The 19,051-nt window shown below is 37.8% G+C and carries 18 protein-coding genes; 7 read left to right on the top strand and 11 right to left on the bottom strand.

The annotated features are described in order from the left end of the window. Nucleotides 1-16: 16 nt before the first annotated feature. On the top strand, nucleotides 17-2,317 hold the full coding sequence (locus tag GN303_RS05220) for a TonB-dependent receptor (RefSeq protein ID WP_231504002.1): 2,301 nt from the start codon (nucleotides 17-19) through the stop codon (nucleotides 2,315-2,317). A gap of 26 nt (nucleotides 2,318-2,343) precedes the next feature. After that, complete coding sequence (locus GN303_RS05215) at nucleotides 2,344-3,027, top strand: Fe2+-dependent dioxygenase (RefSeq protein WP_110438124.1); 684 nt, start codon at nucleotides 2,344-2,346, stop codon at nucleotides 3,025-3,027. A gap of 181 nt (nucleotides 3,028-3,208) precedes the next feature. Here the strand turns inward: GN303_RS05215 and lysA are convergent, their stop codons facing one another. Next, a complete protein-coding gene (lysA, locus tag GN303_RS05210; protein WP_110438123.1) occupies nucleotides 3,209-4,534 on the bottom strand; it encodes a diaminopimelate decarboxylase in 1,326 nt (441 codons plus the stop codon). A 132-nt stretch (nucleotides 4,535-4,666) separates the two neighbouring features. Here lysA and GN303_RS05205 point away from each other — a divergent pair, with 132 nt between their 5' ends. Next, the gene (locus GN303_RS05205) at nucleotides 4,667-5,419 is read left to right on the top strand and encodes a trypsin-like serine peptidase (protein ID WP_158523851.1); all 753 of its coding nucleotides are present in this window, start codon (nucleotides 4,667-4,669) and stop codon (nucleotides 5,417-5,419) included. Nucleotides 5,420-5,423: 4 nt separating this feature from the next. Here GN303_RS05205 and GN303_RS08830 read toward each other — a convergent pair whose 3' ends face one another. Both GN303_RS08830 and argH read right to left on the bottom strand, forming a co-directional pair. Then, complete coding sequence (locus tag GN303_RS08830; protein ID WP_196424512.1) at nucleotides 5,424-5,573, bottom strand: hypothetical protein; 150 nt, start codon at nucleotides 5,571-5,573, stop codon at nucleotides 5,424-5,426. Beyond that, nucleotides 5,570-6,970 carry an argininosuccinate lyase gene (gene argH / locus GN303_RS05200; protein WP_231504001.1) on the bottom strand — a complete coding sequence of 467 codons (1,401 nt, stop codon included), beginning with the start codon at nucleotides 6,968-6,970 and terminating at the stop codon, nucleotides 5,570-5,572. The genes GN303_RS08830 and argH overlap by 4 nt, the downstream gene beginning before the upstream one ends. Before the next feature lie 154 nt (nucleotides 6,971-7,124). Between argH and GN303_RS05195 the strand changes: the two genes are divergently transcribed. Then, nucleotides 7,125-7,787 (top strand): JAB domain-containing protein, encoded by a 663-nt coding sequence (locus GN303_RS05195; protein WP_197037442.1) that lies wholly within the window; start codon nucleotides 7,125-7,127, stop codon nucleotides 7,785-7,787. Here GN303_RS05195 and GN303_RS05190 read toward each other — a convergent pair. The 4 genes from GN303_RS05190 to rpmE all read right to left on the bottom strand — a co-directional run bounded on the left by GN303_RS05190 (nucleotide 7,750) and on the right by rpmE (nucleotide 10,488). Next, complete coding sequence (locus GN303_RS05190) at nucleotides 7,750-8,877, bottom strand: 5-(carboxyamino)imidazole ribonucleotide synthase (RefSeq protein WP_110438120.1); 1,128 nt, start codon at nucleotides 8,875-8,877, stop codon at nucleotides 7,750-7,752. The two genes, GN303_RS05195 and GN303_RS05190, sit on opposite strands and share 38 nt — an antisense overlap. Before the next feature lie 26 nt (nucleotides 8,878-8,903). Then, nucleotides 8,904-9,413, bottom strand: a complete 510-nt coding sequence (gene purE, locus GN303_RS05185) for a 5-(carboxyamino)imidazole ribonucleotide mutase (RefSeq protein ID WP_110438119.1) — start codon at nucleotides 9,411-9,413, stop codon at nucleotides 8,904-8,906. Nucleotides 9,414-9,415: 2 nt separating this feature from the next. Next, on the bottom strand, nucleotides 9,416-10,084 hold the full coding sequence (locus GN303_RS05180) for a DUF1013 domain-containing protein (RefSeq protein WP_110438118.1): 669 nt from the start codon (nucleotides 10,082-10,084) through the stop codon (nucleotides 9,416-9,418). A gap of 176 nt (nucleotides 10,085-10,260) precedes the next feature. After that, nucleotides 10,261-10,488: a 50S ribosomal protein L31 gene (rpmE, locus tag GN303_RS05175; protein ID WP_110438117.1), complete on the bottom strand. Its 228-nt coding sequence runs from the start codon at nucleotides 10,486-10,488 to the stop codon at nucleotides 10,261-10,263. Nucleotides 10,489-10,686: 198 nt separating this feature from the next. Between rpmE and mscL the strand changes: the two genes are divergently transcribed. Continuing rightward, nucleotides 10,687-11,157 (top strand): large-conductance mechanosensitive channel protein MscL, encoded by a 471-nt coding sequence (gene mscL / locus GN303_RS05170; protein WP_230880500.1) that lies wholly within the window; start codon nucleotides 10,687-10,689, stop codon nucleotides 11,155-11,157. A 51-nt stretch (nucleotides 11,158-11,208) separates the two neighbouring features. After that, entirely contained in the window at nucleotides 11,209-11,541 is a 333-nt protein-coding gene (locus GN303_RS05165) for a hypothetical protein (RefSeq protein WP_110438116.1), read from the top strand. A gap of 38 nt (nucleotides 11,542-11,579) precedes the next feature. Here the strand turns inward: GN303_RS05165 and secF are convergent, their stop codons facing one another. After that, nucleotides 11,580-12,518: a protein translocase subunit SecF gene (gene secF / locus GN303_RS05160; protein ID WP_110438115.1), complete on the bottom strand. Its 939-nt coding sequence runs from the start codon at nucleotides 12,516-12,518 to the stop codon at nucleotides 11,580-11,582. Nucleotides 12,519-12,528: 10 nt separating this feature from the next. Then, complete coding sequence (gene secD, locus GN303_RS05155; RefSeq protein WP_110438114.1) at nucleotides 12,529-14,082, bottom strand: protein translocase subunit SecD; 1,554 nt, start codon at nucleotides 14,080-14,082, stop codon at nucleotides 12,529-12,531. Between the two features lie 242 nt (nucleotides 14,083-14,324). On the opposite strand from secD, the gene GN303_RS05150 reads away from it, so the two are divergent. Next, a complete protein-coding gene (locus tag GN303_RS05150; RefSeq protein ID WP_110438113.1) occupies nucleotides 14,325-15,323 on the top strand; it encodes a Gfo/Idh/MocA family protein in 999 nt (332 codons plus the stop codon). 455 nt (nucleotides 15,324-15,778) lie between these two features. On the opposite strand, the gene GN303_RS05145 is transcribed toward GN303_RS05150, so the two are convergent. Continuing rightward, complete coding sequence (locus tag GN303_RS05145) at nucleotides 15,779-16,837, bottom strand: beta/alpha barrel domain-containing protein (RefSeq protein ID WP_110438112.1); 1,059 nt, start codon at nucleotides 16,835-16,837, stop codon at nucleotides 15,779-15,781. 164 nt (nucleotides 16,838-17,001) lie between these two features. Continuing rightward, nucleotides 17,002-18,837 carry an ABC-F family ATP-binding cassette domain-containing protein gene (locus tag GN303_RS05140; RefSeq protein WP_110438111.1) on the bottom strand — a complete coding sequence of 612 codons (1,836 nt, stop codon included), beginning with the start codon at nucleotides 18,835-18,837 and terminating at the stop codon, nucleotides 17,002-17,004. Nucleotides 18,838-19,051 lie beyond the last annotated feature (214 nt).

The following is a 19,051-nucleotide window of genomic DNA, read 5'->3' as shown; positions in this document are numbered from 1 at the left end:
TGGATGGATTTTTAAATTGTCAGGAATAAAAAGGACGCTTCAACCTGTATCATTGGCAGTAATGGTCGGATTATTAGGGAATACCGCCATCACCAAATCTGCAAATGCAGAAAAATCGAACAATGCTGTTGCATCATCAGCAAATAAAGTAAATCAACAAATAACAAAAGATCAAACAACAGATAACCAGTCAACAACGAATGAGCATATTCTTGTTCGTGGAAAAAAGAATGATAATATTCTGACGCAGAATACAGGTGTCAGTTTGATGCCACAGGATATCATGCATACCCCTCAGAATATCAATCTTGTTCCGGCCAAAATTATGGAAGAGCAAAATGTCAAATCTCTTGATGAAGCATTAAAAAATGTACCGGGGGTAACCTCTTCCGTTGGGGAGGGACGTGGCGGCATGTCCGGAAATCAGTTTCTCATCCGCGGTTTTCAGGCCCAGAATGATATTTATGAAGATGGCCTGAGAGATTTCGGTGTCTATAGCCGTGACAGTTTCAATTATGAAAATGTTGTGGTTATTAAGGGTCCATCTTCATCTGTATTTGGGAATGGAACTACGGGTGGTGCCATTAATGTTGTAACAAAAAAACCAATATTGAAAGATCAATATAAAGCTGAATTTACTGGTGGAAACGGTGATTATTACCGTGGCACTTTTGATTTGAACAAGCAGATTAATGATAATATTGCTGTTCGTATGGAAGGTATGGCCAACAGCAATAATGTTGTGGGAAGAGATAATTTATATTCCCATCGTTGGGGTCTGGCGCCATCCATAGCTTTTGGTCTGGGAACAGATTTAAGTTATGTTTTGCAATTTGTACATCAACAGGATGATCGAATTCCCGATTATGGCGTTCCTGTAATTACAAAACCTGGTCATACAATTGGTAAACCTGCGACCGAATATGGAATAAGAAGGGGAAATTGGTATGGTAACAAAATGGATAAGGACCAAACCCAGGATAACCAGGTTACGGGACGCTTAACCTATAACATCACTCCTGATATTGTTATCCATAACGATACTCGATATGGTAATTATCAACGTCAGTTTTCTGTTACACGACCTAAATGTACGCCAGCAGATTGTAGTAACCCATATTTTGATGGTCGTCCTCAGGATGCTATTATTCAAACGGCAGGTCCAAGTCCATATGAACAGAGCACTTGGTCGTTCCAAAACGTTTTATCAACAATTGCCAATTTCAATACAAGTTTTATCAAACATCAATTAACGGCTGGTGTTGACATTGCCTATGCTCATGAAAGCCGTCATTACGGGCAATTTTCCGCATCCCTGCCAAACAACAATCTTGTTCATCCAACGGATGCGATTGATTATCCAATACATATCATGCCTGGTGATCCCAACAGTAAAGTAGGGGATCCATCCCGTAGATATGGGCATTCCCGTGATGTTGGTGTTTTCTTGTATGACCAGATATGGTTCACCAAAGCCTGGTCAATTAAGGGTGGTTTCCGTTATGACAACTGGGAAGCGTTTTATAATACCCAAGGGGGCAAATCCTTTACAACGCACCGTATGTCGACGAACGATAATGTGTTCAATCCGACAGTAAGTTTGCTCTTCAATCCTGATGAAAATCAGGCCTACTATTTCACATGGTCATCTTCTACAACGCCATTAGGTATGTATTTGACAAATTCGTATGCACCGATGAAGGATGGTCAAAACGGAATGAAACCGGAAAAAAGCCATTTATATGAACTGGGTGGAAAATGGAGTCTTTTGAATCAGCGGTTGGGACTGACAGCATCTTTGTTCCATCTTGAAAAAAGCAACCAGATGGTTAGTGATCCATTGTCAGGAGCGGTGACAAGTACGGGTGACAAAGGTTACAATCAGGGGATTGAATTGGGTATATCCGGTAATATTACGAATAATTGGAGCGTTTATGGTGCCTTTGCTGCATATCATAGCAAAGTTACAGGTTCTTTAACGCCTAATGTCAAGGGAAATCGCATGTTCTATGTTCCCTCTCATCAGGGAAATTTATGGACAACGTATAATATAATGCCCAATACACCATTCAACCTGTTGATTGGTGGAGGTGTAACATGGCGTGGACCAGTTTATTTGAATAACAGAAACAATGCAAAAGTACCATCAAATGTAACGATTGATGCCATGCTTTCTCATAAATTCGACGATCATTGGAAAGTGTCGTTCAATATTTACAATCTGACCAACCGTTTGAACTATGACTCTTTATTCAGTAATCGTGTGACACCATCTAATGGTAGAGCATTTATGTTCAGTTTGAACATGTTAGAATAACTTCAAAATATAATTAGGTTAGTTTGATGATCATTCATATTCCTCAAGTTTTAAATAAAGAAGAGTTGGCTTACGTTCAGTCTGTTTATAGACGGGCGCCTTTTGTAGATGGTAAGGTAACAGCAGGTGAACAATCTGCCCAGGTCAAGCGTAATATACAAATTGACCAGAAATCATCCGAAAGTAAAGAATTGGGAGAAATTATATTGAAAGCTCTGGGACGTAATCCGATTTTCAATTCCGCAGTTGTTCCTTATCGGGTTTGCCCGCCTTTATTCAACCGTTATGATGAAGGCATGGAGTTTCCCGATCATGTTGATAATGCGTTACGTCCAATTCATGAAGCCAATATGCGTATCAGAACGGATGTATCCTCGACTTTGTTTTTAAATAATCCTGAGGATTATGATGGTGGAGAGCTGATCATGCATGATCCAAGTGGTGCGCAATCAATCAAGCTTCCTGCTGGCGACATGATTGTTTACCCAACCTACAGCTTGCATTCTGTCAGCAAAATAACGCGTGGCAGTCGTTGGGCATCTTTTTTCTGGACCCAGTCAATGATTCGAGATTCTGACAAGAGGCGGGTTTTATTTGATCTGGATATGTCGATTATTAAGTTAAGAACCAGAATGGATGATAATGATCCTCAGATTTTAGAGTTGACAAATGTTTATCATAATTTGATGCGATTATGGTGTGAGCTATAGACTGAAATAATTTTTAAAAAAGCACTAAAAAAATAAAGTGCTTTTTTTGATTAAAACCTAATGAAATAAAAACATATTTATTAAATATATTTTTATTTATTGACCTTTATAAATAAAAGAAAACCAATCTGAATGCCATAATGACTGACTGTGCTTACATGTTCGGTATAATATAAATCAATTATCCGTTGGGTATAGTTTCATTATTCCATAAGGATTCAAATGTTTGTCGTGGTTTGATAACAAATAATCTTTTATCCTTGATCATCAATTGTAAAGCTTGGGGACGGGCATTATAAGAGGAACTCATGACGTGTCCATAGGCACCGGCATCCAGAATGGCAATTTCATCATTTTCCCTTAATTGGGGAAGTAACCGTTGGCGAGCAAAAATATCACTGGATTCGCATATTGGACCGTCAATATTCTGTTTTTCCAAGGGACGCTTATATATTTCAGCCTGTATAGGTAAGATACCGTGCCACGCATCGTACATCGCTGGGCGCAAAAGGTCGTTCATGGCAGCATCAAGAATAATGAAAGGGGGCGCCTCAGGCCCATTGTTTTTTCTTCTGACGACTTTGCTGATCAGGATGCCTGCCGGACCAACCAGCCAGCGGCCAGGTTCAATGCAAATACGGATATTAAGGGAAGAGAAAATTCCTTGCATTAAATTAGCGAGAGCATATGGGTCGGACTCTTTTTCGTCATAGTAAGAAATGCCAAAACCACCTCCACAGTCTAGAACAGAGACCTCTAATCCTTCTTTACGTGCTTGTTTAACAAGTTTCGCCATTTTTAAAAAAGCTTTTTTATAGGGTTCTACAGATGAAATCTGACTACCAATATGGACATCAAATCCCAATGGGAGAATATTATCCAGTTGGCTTGCTTCTTTGTAAACCTGAAGAGCTTGCTCATAAGCGATACCAAATTTGTTTTCCGCCAAACCTGTAGTAATTTTATGATGCGTTCTGGCATCGACATCAGGATTGATTCTTAAACAAATTGCGGCTTTTTTTCCTGTATCCATTGCTATTTTAGAAATAAGATGAAGCTCTTCACGGCTCTCAACATTGATTTGGCCTATTTCTAATTGAATGGCGGCTTTTAATTCTTCCTCTCTTTTTCCCACTCCTGAAAAACAAATTTTTCGTGGGTTGATATTGACTTTTAGTGCTCTCTTTAATTCACCCAGACTGACAATGTCAACTCCCGCTCCTTCTTTTGCCAAAAGATCAAGTATGGCCAGATGATCATTTGCTTTCACAGCATAATGAATAGAAATGTCCATTTTGTTTTGCAGAAATGCTTTAGAAAGTTTTTGAAAACGTGATGTTAATATATCTGCATTGATTACCCATACAGGACTACCATAATGATCAGTAAGAGATTGAAGTGGAACTTTACCAAAACAGAGCCCCTTCTTTTCATCAATAATAAAGTCTGGATGCGTTTGTAAAAGGGTTTGATAATTTGTTTCAGGTTCGGTTTTAGAAGATGACATTAATCAAAAAGCCTTTAGTCGGAAAAAAATAATATTATACTGATTTTATAACAATCTATAAAAAACAGTAGGATAGAATAATATAATTATTCTTTATTAAGGAAAAAAGAAATAGCGATAAGGGATGGAAAATTGAATATTTTTATCAGGATATTTGCATGTACGATATTTATATCGATTTCAACCTTATCCTATTCCGTTCCCGCAAAAGATTTGCCAGGCATTAGCCAAAAAAACAATCATCGACAATTGGTAAATGCTGCAGAGAAACCTTGGCAGATTTTGGGACGTGTACAAACAGAGCTTGGTACGCATTGTACGGGATTTCTTGTCAGTTCAAGATTGGTGATAACTGCAGCTCATTGTTTATGGATTAGAAAAACCAATCATTTTGTCAACCCACATTCTGTTCATTTTCTTCTGGGATACCAGCGACAAACTTATCGATCAGCTTATAATGTCCTTAATATTATTAAATCAGAAAATTATAAGGGAGAGGGTTCGGAAAAAGCCACATTGGACAATATTCACCATGACTGGGCCTATCTTGTGCTTAATGATAAAAAAACAAATCAAGAGGATTTTTTCGGTTTTAATAAAAATCAACCTTATATCGGTATGAATATATATCTGGCTGGTTATGATCAGGACCGTCAGGAAGTCTTATATGCTGATCAAAAATGTCATGTAACCGATATATTAAAAAATAATGGGGGTAAAACCATTCTTGCGCATGACTGTCAAGCCACATATGGAAGTAGTGGTGCCCCTTTGTTTACAGTAAATAAAAATAAGGAATGGGTTATAACAGCAATTCAGATTGCCGCTTATTCAGATCGTCCCGGTGGCATGGCCGTGTTACTCACCACTCCACCCAGGGATTAATGGATTAGTCTTGAGGTGGATAGGCTCGGGGATAAATTACTTTTTCGGGGGGACCAACCGGTTTAGGAGATGCTTTTTTGCCACATCCAGACAGGGTGATTGTGAGGATTGCAAGACTACCAAGAGCGAAAAAAAGAGAAAAAAAACGTTTCATGATATATCCTTTAATTTATCGATCCATATTTTTGCAGATTTTCTTACATTTTTGGGAGCGGTGCCACCTTCACTGGTTCGAGAGGCAAGTGAGGACTGAACTCCTAAAACTGAATATATATCATTGTTAATCAAAGGTTCGATTTCCTGCATTTTTTGTAAAGGCACATTCTCAAGAGCAAGATTATGTGTTTCGGCATAGCTGACAATTTTTCCTGTTACATGATGAGCTGTTCTGAAGGGTAATTCTAATTCTTTAACCAGCCAGTCTGCGAGATCTGTGGCTGTAGAGAAACCGGACCCTGCCCAATAGGCCATATTGTCTTGATTGGCCTTTAAATCTGCAATCATTCCTGAACAAGCGGCTAAACACAGAATAATAGTTTCGGTTGCAGCAAAAACCTGTTCCTTGTCTTCTTGCATATCTTTAACATATGCGAGAGGAAGACCCTTCATAACGGTCAAAAGTCCTGTAAGCGCCCCTGAAATTCGTCCAACTTTGGCCCGAACCAGTTCGGCGGCATCTGGATTTCGTTTTTGTGGCATGATGGATGAACCTGTAGTATAGGCATCTGAAAGCTGGATAAAAGAAAAAGGAGATGAACACCAAATTACAATTTCTTCCGCCATGCGTGAAAGATGAATCGACATGATGGAAAGAGCGGAAAGATATTCCAGGGCAAAGTCACGATCAGAGACTGCGTCAAGTGAATTTGCCATGGGACGGTCAAATCCCAATAATTTAGAAGTCAATTGGCGGTCAATTGGGAATGAGGTGCCAGCTAAAGCCGCCGCACCCAAGGGATTTTCATTTAGTCGTCTGCGTGCATCTATCAATCGTCCTCGATCCCGATTCAACATTTCTGTATAAGCCAGTAAATGATGACCGAACGTCACCGGTTGGGCAGATTGCAAATGAGTGAAACCGGGCATAGCTGTTTCCGCATATTCCAGAGCTCGGGAAGCAAGGGTCAGCATCAGATGATTTATCATTGGAATTAATTCATCGATATTTTGTCTGATCCATAAACGAAAATCTGTCGCAACTTGGTCATTTCTTGAGCGTGCTGTATGAAGCCTTTTTCCTGCCTCACCGATACGTTCTGCCAAACGGGCTTCGATATTCATATGAATATCCTCAAGAGCTCTGCTAAATTCGAATTGACCAGATTGAATTTCTCGCTCAATTTCCCTAAGACCTTGATGAATACTGTTTTTATCCGCTTCGGAAATTATTTTCTGTTTGGCCAGCATTTCTGCATGAGCTATTGACCCTTGTATATCCTGTTTCCATAAGTTTTTATCAAAGCCGATAGAGGCATTTATTTGCTCCATAATGGCTGAAGGTCCAGAGGTGAAACGTCCTCCCCACTGTTTGTTGGCAGTTTTTTGATTCAAGAATTCAATCTCCTAATTTATTGGTATATATAATCTTAATAATCTTACGTAATTAATATTTAAACTGTATTAATAAAGAACTTATCCTATTCGAACATAAAGAATCAACATTTTGAGAATTGAGGATGTTTTCAATATGAAAATGCACAGTTTTATGAAAGAAAAACAAGATAATATAAAATCTGATTCACAATATTTAACTTTGTTATCCCAATGGATAAAATTTGAACAACATAATGAAAATTGGCAAGAAAATATTCTAACAAAACTTGGATCTTTTCCGCATCTTTTTACCTATGACAAAAATCAGTTAATTGAGGAATTCAATTTATCTGAAAAGGATATAGCGTTTATTTCCCTTATATATGCAACAAGCATACGTATTTTGAAATCAGAAATTTATAATAAAAACATTCTACGGTTTAAAAAATATTTAACCGATTATCTAATTGCTTTCTTATCAAGAGAAACGATTGAACATTTCTATATTATTCTTCTCGATAGGAATGCCCATATCATTTCAATCAGTCATCAAGCTTCAGGGACCGTGAGTACCACATCCATCCATATCCGTGAAATAGCGAAATATGTTTTTAAATTCGATGTTGAATCCTTGATTCTGGTACATAATCATCCCAGTGGAATAGCGTTACCTTCGGAAGCGGATAAAAAGTTAACATATATATTAGTTGAAGCCTTGGAAGCAGTTAATATTGATATCGCCGATCATATAATAATCGGGAATGGTATCTATTTTTCTTTTTTGGAAAGTGGATTGCTTAATCCCCAGAACAAAGAAATGATAATGCCGCTTTAATTCCGAATTCTCCGGGTAAACCATTATATGGAAAATTTATATTGACATGTCCCATTTTTCGACCCGGTTTTGCTTCCTTTTTTCCGTATAAATGTCCTATCATTCGACCATTTTCTAAAATCTTTGGCCAATATTCCAGTGTTTGGGGGCCTATAAGATTTTTCATGATGGCATCCGAATGTCGAGCTATAGGCGGTAAGGGAAGATTTGTGACAGCACGAATATGCATTTCAAATTGGTCAAAGGGACAGGCATTCATTGTCCAATGTCCTGAATTGTGAGGACGGGGTGCTATTTCATTGACAAGAATATTATCCTGATCATCAATGAACATTTCAACTCCCAAGATACCAACAAGTTTGAGAGCCTGGGCTATCTTAACTGCAATCTCTTTGGCTTTATTTTGCAATGTTGAGGTAATTCGGGCTGGTGCGATACTAAGGTCAAGAATTCCATTTTTATGTCGGTTTTCAGTAACATCGAATGTTTGTAATTCATCATGTTCATTCTGAACAACCATCACGCTAATTTCTTTATAAAAGTTTACTTTTTTTTCAGCAATTAGAGGGTGAGGGTTTAAATTTTTAAAGGCTTTTTTGAATTCTTTGTCGGTACGGATAACGGCCTGACCTTTACCATCATACCCTAATCTAGTGGTTTTAAGTATAAAAGGAAATCCCAGTTTTTCTGCCGCATTTATGCCATCTTCTAACTGAAAAACAGAAATCCATTGAGTGGTTGGAATATCATGTTGATTTAAAAAGTCTTTTTCCAGAAACCTGTCTTGGCTGATTTTTAAGACATTGCTGGAAGGATGAACAGGTCGTACGGTGGCAAGATATTCTATTCCTTCTATATTTATATTTTCAAATTCAAATGTTATGACATCAACCTGTTCAGCAAATTGTTTTAAAATTGATTGATCATGATAAGATCCAACCGTAATGCCAGAAGCCACTTGAGCGGCAGGGGCATCCATAATGTCAGATAAAATATGTGTTCTAAATCCAAGACGTGCCGCCGCTACAGCAGACATTCTGCCTAATTGTCCGCCTCCAACGATTCCTATGGTTGAATTAGGTAAGAGCATAAGTCCCTCTTATTAATAATTTATAATTAAAGTGGAGAAATAGCGACAGAATCTGTTTGTGCTTTGCGCCAGGAAACTAAGCGTTGGGCGATTGACTGATCAGCGATGGATAGGATAGATACTGCCAAAAGTGCCGCATTAATGGCCCCAGCTTTTCCGATGGCCAGGGTGCCAACCGGAATACCTGCAGGCATTTGCACAATTGATAACAAACTGTCCTTGCCGTTTAGGGCATGGGTTTGCATTGGTACACCAAGAACTGGCAAATGTGTCCAGGCGGCAACCATACCGGGAAGATGTGCAGCGCCACCTGCGCCTGCAATAATAACCCTGATTCCCCGTTCAACAGCGGATGTTGCATATTCCCTTAATCGATCGGGTGTGCGATGAGCCGATACAATTTTTACTTCATGTGATATATCAAGTTTTTTTAATATATCAGCACTGTGACTCATAATATCCCAGTCCGACTGGCTGCCCATAATAACACCAACAGCAAAGGAGATATTTGATGAAGAGGGATGGGATAATGGCATAATTAATTTAGATCGTCGGATTGATTGTTTTTTTCAGAATAATTAGAAAATATATGATTGATATCTAGCTCTTCTTTCTTTGTTTCTGAAGATTCCTGATGTTCTGTTGTTTCTGAGGGATTAAGGGAAGGGTTATCCGTCTCATCCTTCTCAACACGTCTGTTCGCTTCGGCAACAGCACTGTTTAAATCCATTTGACTGCATAATCCCAGTATGATTGGATCACGTGGTTTAATATTGGCGGAATTCCAATGCTGTTTATCTCTTACCTTGGCAATTGTATCTTTAGTCGTTCCCAAAAGCTTGGCAATTTGCTGATCTAGCAATTGGGGATAGTTTCTTAACAGGAAGGCAATTGCATCAGGACGATCATTTCTCTTTGAAATGGGAGTATATCTTGCGCCTTTTGATCGCTTGACGATTTGCATGCGATTTGCTGATAGTTTTAGTTTTAGATCTGGATCAGCCTCACAGCGATTAATCTCTTCTTGGGTTAACTGGCCATTGGCAACAGGATCATAGCCAATGATACTTTGAGCTACCTCGCCATCGGCAATTGCCTGGACTTCCAAAGGATGCATGCCACAAAATTCTGCAATTTGATTAAAGGTTAAAGCAGTTTTTTCAATAAGCCATACTGCGGTAGCCTTAGGCATAAGAGGTAAGGTCATGACAATCCTGTATGATAAAAATAGAGTAGAATATTATTAAAAACTTAAAACTATAAATTTTAAGTTAAAACAATATATACTATTTTAAAAGCTGTAATTTAGTAATTTTATTTGATTAAGATAAGGGTGCTGAAGTCACCCTTACATCAATAAGGTTAATAAAATAATCTAATTATTTAAACCTTTTTTTGTCCGATACCAGCAAAACGCTTGTTAAATTTCGCAACTTGACCCCGTGTATCATTGATACGCTGAACTCCGGTCCATGCAGGATGAGATTTAGGATCTACGTCAAGACGCAATGTATCGCCATTAGAGCCATAACAGGAACGGGTTTTAAATTCAGTACCGTCTGTCATGACGACTGTAATTTCGTGATAATCTGGATGGATATCGTTTTTCATGATTTTCTCTTAACAGATTGTAAAAAAAACTCCGTTAACAGACGGAGAAAGAAAATGTATTTATAGTCATTTTACTGCTCGAAATCAATCTCTTCTTTGTTATTTTTTACTGTTTGACATTTTTTTCTTATTTAAAATTCTTTTTTCAAATATAATTGATACGTAACTATTTTTTAGAGCAATTGAATGGAAATGAAAATGAGTAATGAAAATATGGCTAAAAAAAGTAGGAGCATTAAATGGATTCATGAATTTGAATCCTTTATCATGCGGGGTAATGTTGTTGATCTGGCTGTGGGTATTATCGTTGGTGCCGCTTTTACAAGTGTGGTTAAAAGTTTGGTGAATGATATTTTCAATCCCATCATTGGTTTGTTTCTAGGTGGTGTCGATTTCAGTAATTTATTTATCACCTTAAAGGGACCTCATGTTAAAACACTGGCCGAGGCACAAAGAATAGGTGCGGTAACTTTAAACTTTGGAGTTTTTCTCAACACGATTATTCAGTTTCTAATTATCGGATTTGTTGTTTTCCTGATTGTCAGAGGGTTGAATGATATCTATAATCGCATCAAGACGCAGCAAGAAGTTAAAGCCGCACAACCAACAAAACAGGAAGTTTTACTGCAGGAAATAAGAGATATTCTTGCAAACAGAAAACAATCCTAGATCAATTTTTGATAAATTGATTACAAGTCTATGGGAACAAAGAAGTTTTAAATGTTTAAGCGATATGTTTTATTAGGATTAACCTTTTTTTTGTTTCCCTTGAGTGCCTGTCAATCACAAAAAAATTCATTAAAGTCATCTGAACGCGTAACCCCACATTCTATTGCCTATAATTACATATTTACTCATGGTATGTGTATTGGTTATCTAGGTAGCTTATCTTCTGTTTCATTGACTGATTTCCAGGATATTTTTTTAAAGGATCAAAATGCTAAACATTACGTTATGATGGCATTATCGAAACCGAATAAGCATAATTTGAAAAATGCAAAAAATTCTGTGGAAATACTGATACAGTCTTTGAATAAAAATAATATTCGTTAAAAATTGAGCAGTTCTTTTAAACTGCTCATGAAATAATTCTAGGATGATCTTTTGGTTTTTCTTCTCAAGCTTCCCTCTTCCATAAATAGAAGCAGGGGAGCGGCAATGAAGATGGAGGAAGAAGTTCCTACTACAATACCAAATAACATTATCCAGGCAAAACCAGAAAGAGATGCACCACCGAACAGAGCAAGAGGTAAGGCGGCTAAAAACACGGTAAACGAAGTGGCAAGGGTTCTGCTTAACGTTTCATTAATTGATAGGTCAAGCAATTCTTGAAATGGCATGGAATGATATTTTCTTAGATTTTCCCTTACTCGATCATATACGACAACTTTATCGTTTGTTGAATAACCTAGAATTGTCAAGATGGCAGCCACCATGACCAGATCGAATTCAAAATGTGTGATTACAAGAAATCCAATTGTTTTTGTTAAATCAAGAAGCAAGGTTATAATGGCGCTAAGTGCAAATTCCCATTCAAATCGAAACCAGATATAAATCATAATCATAAAAAGACTAATTCCAAGTGCCAAAAGCCCATTTCTGAATAATTCAGAGGAAACAGAGGCACCAACAGCATCGGCTCGTACAATTTTTGTACCAGTTTCATAATTTGTAACGGCTGATCTGACTTTGCTGATCAATATCTGGGTTGCATCGCCATTATTTTCTTTGGGTGCGTCAAGCCGGATCAGGACATTATTTTTCCCACCAAATTGTTGTAATCCAGCTGCTGTAATGTCGGCATCAGATAAAAATTTGCGCAATTTGCTAAAATCAGCAGGTTCAGGAGTTTGCGCTTCAACCACAATACCGCCACGGAAATCCAGTCCCAATGTCAAGCCGGGATGAAAGAAAAGAATAATTGATGCAATAGATAAAACCGCTGATGTTATCAGGCCGGCAAAGCGTCCACGCATAAAATGAATTTTTGTGCCATGTGGGACGAGATGTAATAAAGGACGACCAAGCATATTCTTTCTTTCAAATCGGAAGTTCTTTAGGGCGGGTGACAGCATACCAGCGAATTGTCAGCATCCAGGAGAGGCATAAGGTGGTGAAAAGGGTCGTAACAATACCAATGGTGATAGTCAATGCAAATCCCTTGACCGCACCCGTTCCAAATATGAATAACATGACGTGTGCAATGAAAGCGGTGACGTTACTGTCGATGATTGTATTGAGAGCACGATCAAATCCAGTTTGTAAAGCGTTAAGGGGCGTACGGCCATTACGTGTTTCTTCGCGAATGCGTTCATTGATAAGAATATTTGCGTCAACTGCCATTCCAAGGGTTAGAAGCATTCCCGCCATACCTGGCAAGGTTAGTGTCGCTTCGAAAAGAGATAAAATGGCACTCATCAATACGAGATTTGCAAATAAAGCGATGTTCGCATAGAGACCAAAACGACCATAAAATAGAAGCATAAAAATAATCACAAGGACAAAACCGCTTACCAGACTCAATCCTCCAGCCCTGATAGCATCAGCCCCCAGTGATGGACCAATTGAACGTTCTTCCATCACTTTTAGCGGAGCAGGCAAGGCACCTGCTCGTAAAAGTAAGGCAAGATCAGTGGCTTTTTGCGCATCAAATCCGCCTGTAATTTGACCATTCCCGCCTGTGATTGGAGTCCGAATGACAGGTGCCTCTATAACCTTATTATCCAATACTATAGCGAAACGTTTGTTGATATTGGCACGGGTAACATTTGCGAAAGATTGTGCGCCTGCATTGTCAAAACTGAAATTTACTGCATATTCGCCATTTTGCTGATCAAATCCAGCACTTGCTCCTGTTAGGTCGGCACCGTCAACTTCAATATGATCACGTATTGGTAATTTTTCATTTTCATTTCCAGCTATTGGGAGAAATGTTACACCAGGTGGAGGTAGGTTTGGGTTTGCATTTTCATCCAATAAGTGAAATGTCATTTTAGCTGTTGTACCAAGTAATTGCTTAATCCGGTTCGGATCACTGACGCCTGGTAGCTGAACAACGATTCTGTCTGTACCCTGACGGGTTATGGATGGATCGACAGCACCTGTTGCATCGATACGTTTGCGAACAATTTCAATGGATTGAGTTACCGCCTCGCTTGCGCGGTGCTGCATTGCATCAGTTGAAAGTTCCATTCTAATTTGATCATTGTTATTACTAACCTCAAATTCATTGGGAACCGCTTTTGGCATTGATCTCAATGCAGATATAACACCCTCTTTTTCACTTTGATCACGCAAATTAAAAACAATGGTATGATCTTTGGGAACCATATGTAAATTGCGATAACCCAGATTTTTGGAAATAAGGGTTTGCCGAACATTGTCACTCAACGTCTGTAAACGGTTTTTGCTGATGGTCTCCACATCCACCTGCATCAGTAAATAGGATCCTCCTTTTAAATCAAGGCCAAGATGGATCTGATGCCAAGGTATCTTAAAAGATGGATGTTTAACAAAATTGGGTAAACATAATAATAGCCCCATGAAACAAGTGGCAAAAACCAGGGCAAGTTTTGTTCGACTGTAATACATCATCGCAGTAACGACTAAATCCTTTTTGTCCCGATGGACTGAAAATGGTTAAAGGGAACGTTTAACAACAGGGTCGTTGTCATGTTATTCGATGCAATATGTTTTGGTTATAATACTATTATATGGCAAGGTATATATAGCATTATAAATAAAAACAATGTTTAAATACGTTTAAGAATATTTTATTTTCTATCCAAATTTAAGAAAAATTGTAAGTTTAAATTTAATATAAAGCGAGAAAACAAATGGCAGAACAGTCGATTTTGCGTGTGGGTATTGCTGGGGCGGGATATTTTGGTCGTTTTCATGCTTTAAAATCTTTTAAAGCAGAACGGGAAAATTTGATCGGTATCTATGATCCAGTAATTGGCAATGCAATAAAAGTTGGAAAAGAAGCCGGTAATGTTCCCTATATGCCACTTGACCAGCTGTTACAATCTTGTGATGCCTTGATTATTGCCGCACCTGCCGAATTTCATTATGAATTGGCCCTTGAGGCCCTTGAAAAAGGTAGACATGTTCTAATAGAAAAACCGATTGCCTCAACGCTTGATCAGGCTGATCATCTCATTGATCTGGCAAATAGTCGTGGACTTGTCTTGCAAGTTGGACATCTTTTACGTTATTCAGCGGAACAGAAAGTTATACATGAACGTATAAAGAAGCCTTTATATATTGAAACCATGCGAATTGCACCTTTCAAGCCGAGAGGGGTTGATGTTTCTGTTATTCTTGATCTAATGATCCATGATCTCGATCTTGTTCTAGCTATCGTACCATCTCATATACGAAAAGTGGATGCGTTGGGTGCATCCGTGACATCAGAATTCGAAGACATAGCAAATGCTCGGGTTACTTTTGAAAATGGATGCGTTGCGACCATTGCAGCCAGTCGTATTTCCTTAAAAACTGAGCGTAAAATGCGAATTTTTTCCGAAGAAGGGTATTTATCGGCTGATTTTGTGGAAAATCAATTGGTCATGATTGGAAAAGAAAAGGGTATGCCTTTACCTGGTACCAATGGATTTAGAAGAGAAGTGGTGAAATGGAAAGATCATGATAATATGGAGGCTGAGCATAATGCTTTTGTAAAATCCTGTCTTGATGGAATACCTGTTCTCGTGGATGGGGTTGCGGGGCGAAGGGCTTTGAATGCAGCATTGGCGGTGATCAAAAGTATAAAAGAATCAAGAGAGCGAATGCAGGTTTCTGGATTATTGAATTCTAAAACAAATAGCTTTTAATATTAATATATCTTTAAAGGGATATGGTTCTGTAATTTACCATGATGTAACAAAACAGTTTTGTTGGTTTGTGCTAATTGTTATGAAGAAATGGTAAATAATGCGTTTTTCACATCTATGGAAATGATCAGCATGATAAAAAGTTTTGCAGTATTAATTTTCGAAGTTTCACAATTAATTTTCCATAAAAATTAATATTGATGTGAAAATGATATGATCCAGTGGCAAATGATTTTATGCTATCTAGGATTATATTTTAAGATTTTTAAACAGGACAATATTATATAATCATTTACTAAAAAATGAACTGTAAAATCGTCATAATATAGATTAAATGACATTTATAATAATACAGGGTTATTGTTTTTGAAATAAATGAAAAATTAGCATGAGAAGTCTTTAAATCAAGTTATCGAAAGTATTTTTATTTTGATAACTTGATTTAATGTAAAAAATTATTGAAGCGCCTTTTTTATTTGTAATGCTAGCGCAGGATTCCACATTGCGCCGGTTGCACTCATGACAGCATCAGCACCCAGGGAAAGATATGTTCGATAATGTTCTGGGCTATTGACCCCCCCAACACCTATAATGACAAATTTTTCATTATGATTGGCTCTCCATTCATATAGCCGGGAAACCATTTCTTCTCCGGCCCAACGAATTGCATCACCACAAACTCCTCCTGTTGGACGGTCCTCTCCCAAAGCCTGTTTACCTTGAGAGGTCACAGGTCTTGCCGAAAGGGTGTTTATTGCGCAGAAGCCGTCAACGATAGGAGCCAATCTTTCAAGAAAAGAATAAAGAAGTTTGTTATCTTTAAAATAAGCCAATTTAAGCATCAATGGTTTATCTGGTACGGCGTTCTTGATCGCGTGGGCAATCCGTTCAACCTTATCAATATCAAAACATAAAAGGTTATTTACCCCTTCATTGGGACAGCTCAAATTTGCCTCTAGAAGGGGAACACCTGTCTCATCGACCAAACGGGCCGCTTCTGCATAATTTTCCTCGATATGATTGGTAACACCCAATGTGCCCTGGAAACTGCCGATTACAACCTGTCCAGGTTTTGCATAATTAACTGCGTCCTCCATGTCAGGTTGCCATATATCTGGATCAAAAGAGGGGACACCAAAAGAGTTTGTTATGGATAAAGGCAAATCATAATTTTGATCAGCTAATACTGTATCAACATTTTCTGAAAGTCTATGTTCCGGATGGATAGCCAAGACATTGGGAAGGGGATGGCATTTATATTTTTTTGTTCTGACCGTCTTATAGACGCACAAATCATATCCCCAGTCCAGTGCCGCCTTTACATATTTGCCATTGAGTAAAGGTCCGGCGGGAATACCGAATGGTAGATTAATCTTATTTCCCAGAAAATGAACAGAAGGTTGGTTTACAATAGAAATTTCCGGTTTTTGTGTAAAATCTCCAAAAGGGCCTTTCTGGTAGTTTTCCTCATAACTTAACCTTGGATTGTAAAATGGATGGTTATGATTTTCCATGAAGAGGGTTCCTCCTTATGATTATACGTGATTTTCAAATTGTTGATATTAAAAGTTGGAAGTTGCTTGATATTTCATGTCATTCCTATAACATATTACAAAATATATAGCTGTCATGACAGACAATTCAATCAGGTAAAACAAATAATTTAAAATTACAGGTTTTACTGATTAGATGAATTACTTAATTCATCATTTGACTTCAAATTCTCCTGCAAAATTTCCAATTCAAGCCATCTTTCCTCAAGTTTTTCTTGTTCTTTTTGTTTATCCAGTAATTGCCGTGTGAATTTTTCAAATAAATCAGGGTCTTTCTGATATAATCCTGGATCATTGAGATGTTGGTTCAGCTGCATTATAGAGATTTGAAGTTTTTGAAGTTTTTCTGGTAAATGATCCAGTTCATACTGGTCTTTGTATGAAAGTTTTTTAGGTTTTGGTTTAATGTGTGTTTTTGAATATGTTGATTTTTGCGATTTATTTTGTGTTTTCCTGATAAGATTTTCCTGTTTATATTCACGAAGTGCCATCATGTCAGAATATCCACCGGCATATTCTGTCCAGATACCATCACCTTCAGCTACAAGAACTGAAGTGGCAATTCGATCAAGAAAATCTCGATCATGACTGACCAGAATAAGGGTCCCTTTATAGGTGGACAACACTTCCTGTAACAAATCAAGCGTTTCCAAATCAAAATCATTCGTAGGTTCATCCAGAATTATCAGGTTTGAAGGTTGGCTCAAAGCACAAGCAAGCAATAATCGAGCTTTTTCTCCACCAGATAAAACCTTCACGGGTGTTTTTGCTTGTTCTGGTTGAAAAAGATACTGTTTCATATATCCGATAACGTGTTTTTTTTCCCCTCCGACATCTACATAATCTCCACGTCCACGTGTCAGCGTTTCTGCCAATGTTTTTTCAGGATCAAGAATCTGTCTGTGTTGATCTAGATAATTGATCTCAAGTTTGCTTCCAAGTTTGATTTCTCCCTGATCAGGCAGTTCCTGCTCTGTCAATAATTTCAGCAACGTACTTTTGCCGGCACCATTTGGACCAATAATGCCAAGCCGATCTCCACGTACAATACGTAAATTTAAATTATTTATGATTGTTCTTGAATTATAGGATTTGGTTATGTTTTTTGCATCTATGACAATTTTACCGGAATTTTCTGCATCACTTGATTGTAGGGTGTCCAAGGAAGGATTCTGTATATGGTTTTTTCTTTTTAGACGAAGTTCTGAAAGTTCCGCCATTCGTCTAACATTACGTTTGCGTCGGGCGGTAACGCCGTAACGCACCCAATCCTCCTCTCTTGCAATTTGACGGTTTAACTTATGATACTCCAGTGCTTCCTGTTCGAAAAAATTCTCCCTCCATAATTCAAATTCGGAAAATTTCATGGAAAGTTGCCTTGCCTGTCCTCTATCCAGCCAGATAATGCCTTTTGCCATATTATCCAGAAATCGACGGTCATGGCTGATCACTAAAACCGCAGAAGATAAAGATTTTAATTCAGATTCCAGCCATTCTATTGTTGGAAGATCCAGATGATTTGTGGGTTCATCTAACAGTAATAGATCTGGTCTTGGAGCTAAAACCTTGGCCAGTGCACAGCGTCTTGTTTCACCCCCTGATAGATGTGCAGGATTTTCATTACCAGTTAATCCCAGTGCCTCAAGCAGAATTCGCCCACGAAAATGATCATCCGGACTGGGTAATTCTGAACAAACATAATCAATGGTTTTTGTGAAATAAGAAAGATCAGGTTCTTGGGATAGGCATTGAATGGTAGTGCCAGGCTGTATAAAAAGATTTCCTGAATCTCTATTTTGCAATCCCATTATAATTTTGAATAAGGTGGATTTCCCTGATCCATTTCTACCGACCAGACATAATTTTTCATTATTTGCAATATTGAAATTCAGGTCGGTAAAAAGGGGGTGACCTCCAAAACTGTAAGAAAGATTTTGTATAAGCAAAAGTGGGGATGACATATAATGAGATAATGTGGTTTACAGAATGTTTGCTATATAAGTAAATTTGTATATTAAAACATATTTATTAAATATGAAGATGTAAATATTTTTATTAAATAGACAAAATTTTGATAATAAATTGATTTTGTTTTTAAAAATTTGGGAATAATAAAATTACTGAAATTTTGAATAATCTGATAATTTTTTTTTTACTTTTTAAATTGTAAATTAC

The sequence above is a fragment of the Commensalibacter melissae genome (genome assembly GCF_009734185.1).
Lineage (GTDB): Bacteria > Pseudomonadota > Alphaproteobacteria > Acetobacterales > Acetobacteraceae > Commensalibacter > Commensalibacter melissae.
This window is presented reverse-complemented; position numbering and strand designations above follow the sequence as displayed.

Coding starts and splice junctions, on each gene's coding strand:
- GN303_RS05215 (WP_110438124.1), top strand. CDS start 2,344: ATGATCATTCATATTCCTCAAGTTTTAAATAAAGAAGAGTTGGCTTAC.
- lysA (WP_110438123.1), bottom strand. CDS start 4,534: ATGTCATCTTCTAAAACCGAACCTGAAACAAATTATCAAACCCTTTTA.
- GN303_RS08830 (WP_196424512.1), bottom strand. CDS start 5,573: ATGAAACGTTTTTTTTCTCTTTTTTTCGCTCTTGGTAGTCTTGCAATC.
- GN303_RS05195 (WP_197037442.1), top strand. CDS start 7,125: ATGAAAGAAAAACAAGATAATATAAAATCTGATTCACAATATTTAACT.
- GN303_RS05190 (WP_110438120.1), bottom strand. CDS start 8,877: ATGCTCTTACCTAATTCAACCATAGGAATCGTTGGAGGCGGACAATTA.
- purE (WP_110438119.1), bottom strand. CDS start 9,413: ATGCCATTATCCCATCCCTCTTCATCAAATATCTCCTTTGCTGTTGGT.
- GN303_RS05180 (WP_110438118.1), bottom strand. CDS start 10,084: ATGACCTTACCTCTTATGCCTAAGGCTACCGCAGTATGGCTTATTGAA.
- rpmE (WP_110438117.1), bottom strand. CDS start 10,488: ATGAAAAACGATATCCATCCAGATTATCACGAAATTACAGTCGTCATG.
- mscL (WP_230880500.1), top strand. CDS start 10,687: ATGAGTAATGAAAATATGGCTAAAAAAAGTAGGAGCATTAAATGGATT.
- GN303_RS05165 (WP_110438116.1), top strand. CDS start 11,209: ATGTTTAAGCGATATGTTTTATTAGGATTAACCTTTTTTTTGTTTCCC.
- secF (WP_110438115.1), bottom strand. CDS start 12,518: ATGCTTGGTCGTCCTTTATTACATCTCGTCCCACATGGCACAAAAATT.
- secD (WP_110438114.1), bottom strand. CDS start 14,082: ATGATGTATTACAGTCGAACAAAACTTGCCCTGGTTTTTGCCACTTGT.
- GN303_RS05150 (WP_110438113.1), top strand. CDS start 14,325: ATGGCAGAACAGTCGATTTTGCGTGTGGGTATTGCTGGGGCGGGATAT.
- GN303_RS05145 (WP_110438112.1), bottom strand. CDS start 16,837: ATGGAAAATCATAACCATCCATTTTACAATCCAAGGTTAAGTTATGAG.
- GN303_RS05140 (WP_110438111.1), bottom strand. CDS start 18,837: ATGTCATCCCCACTTTTGCTTATACAAAATCTTTCTTACAGTTTTGGA.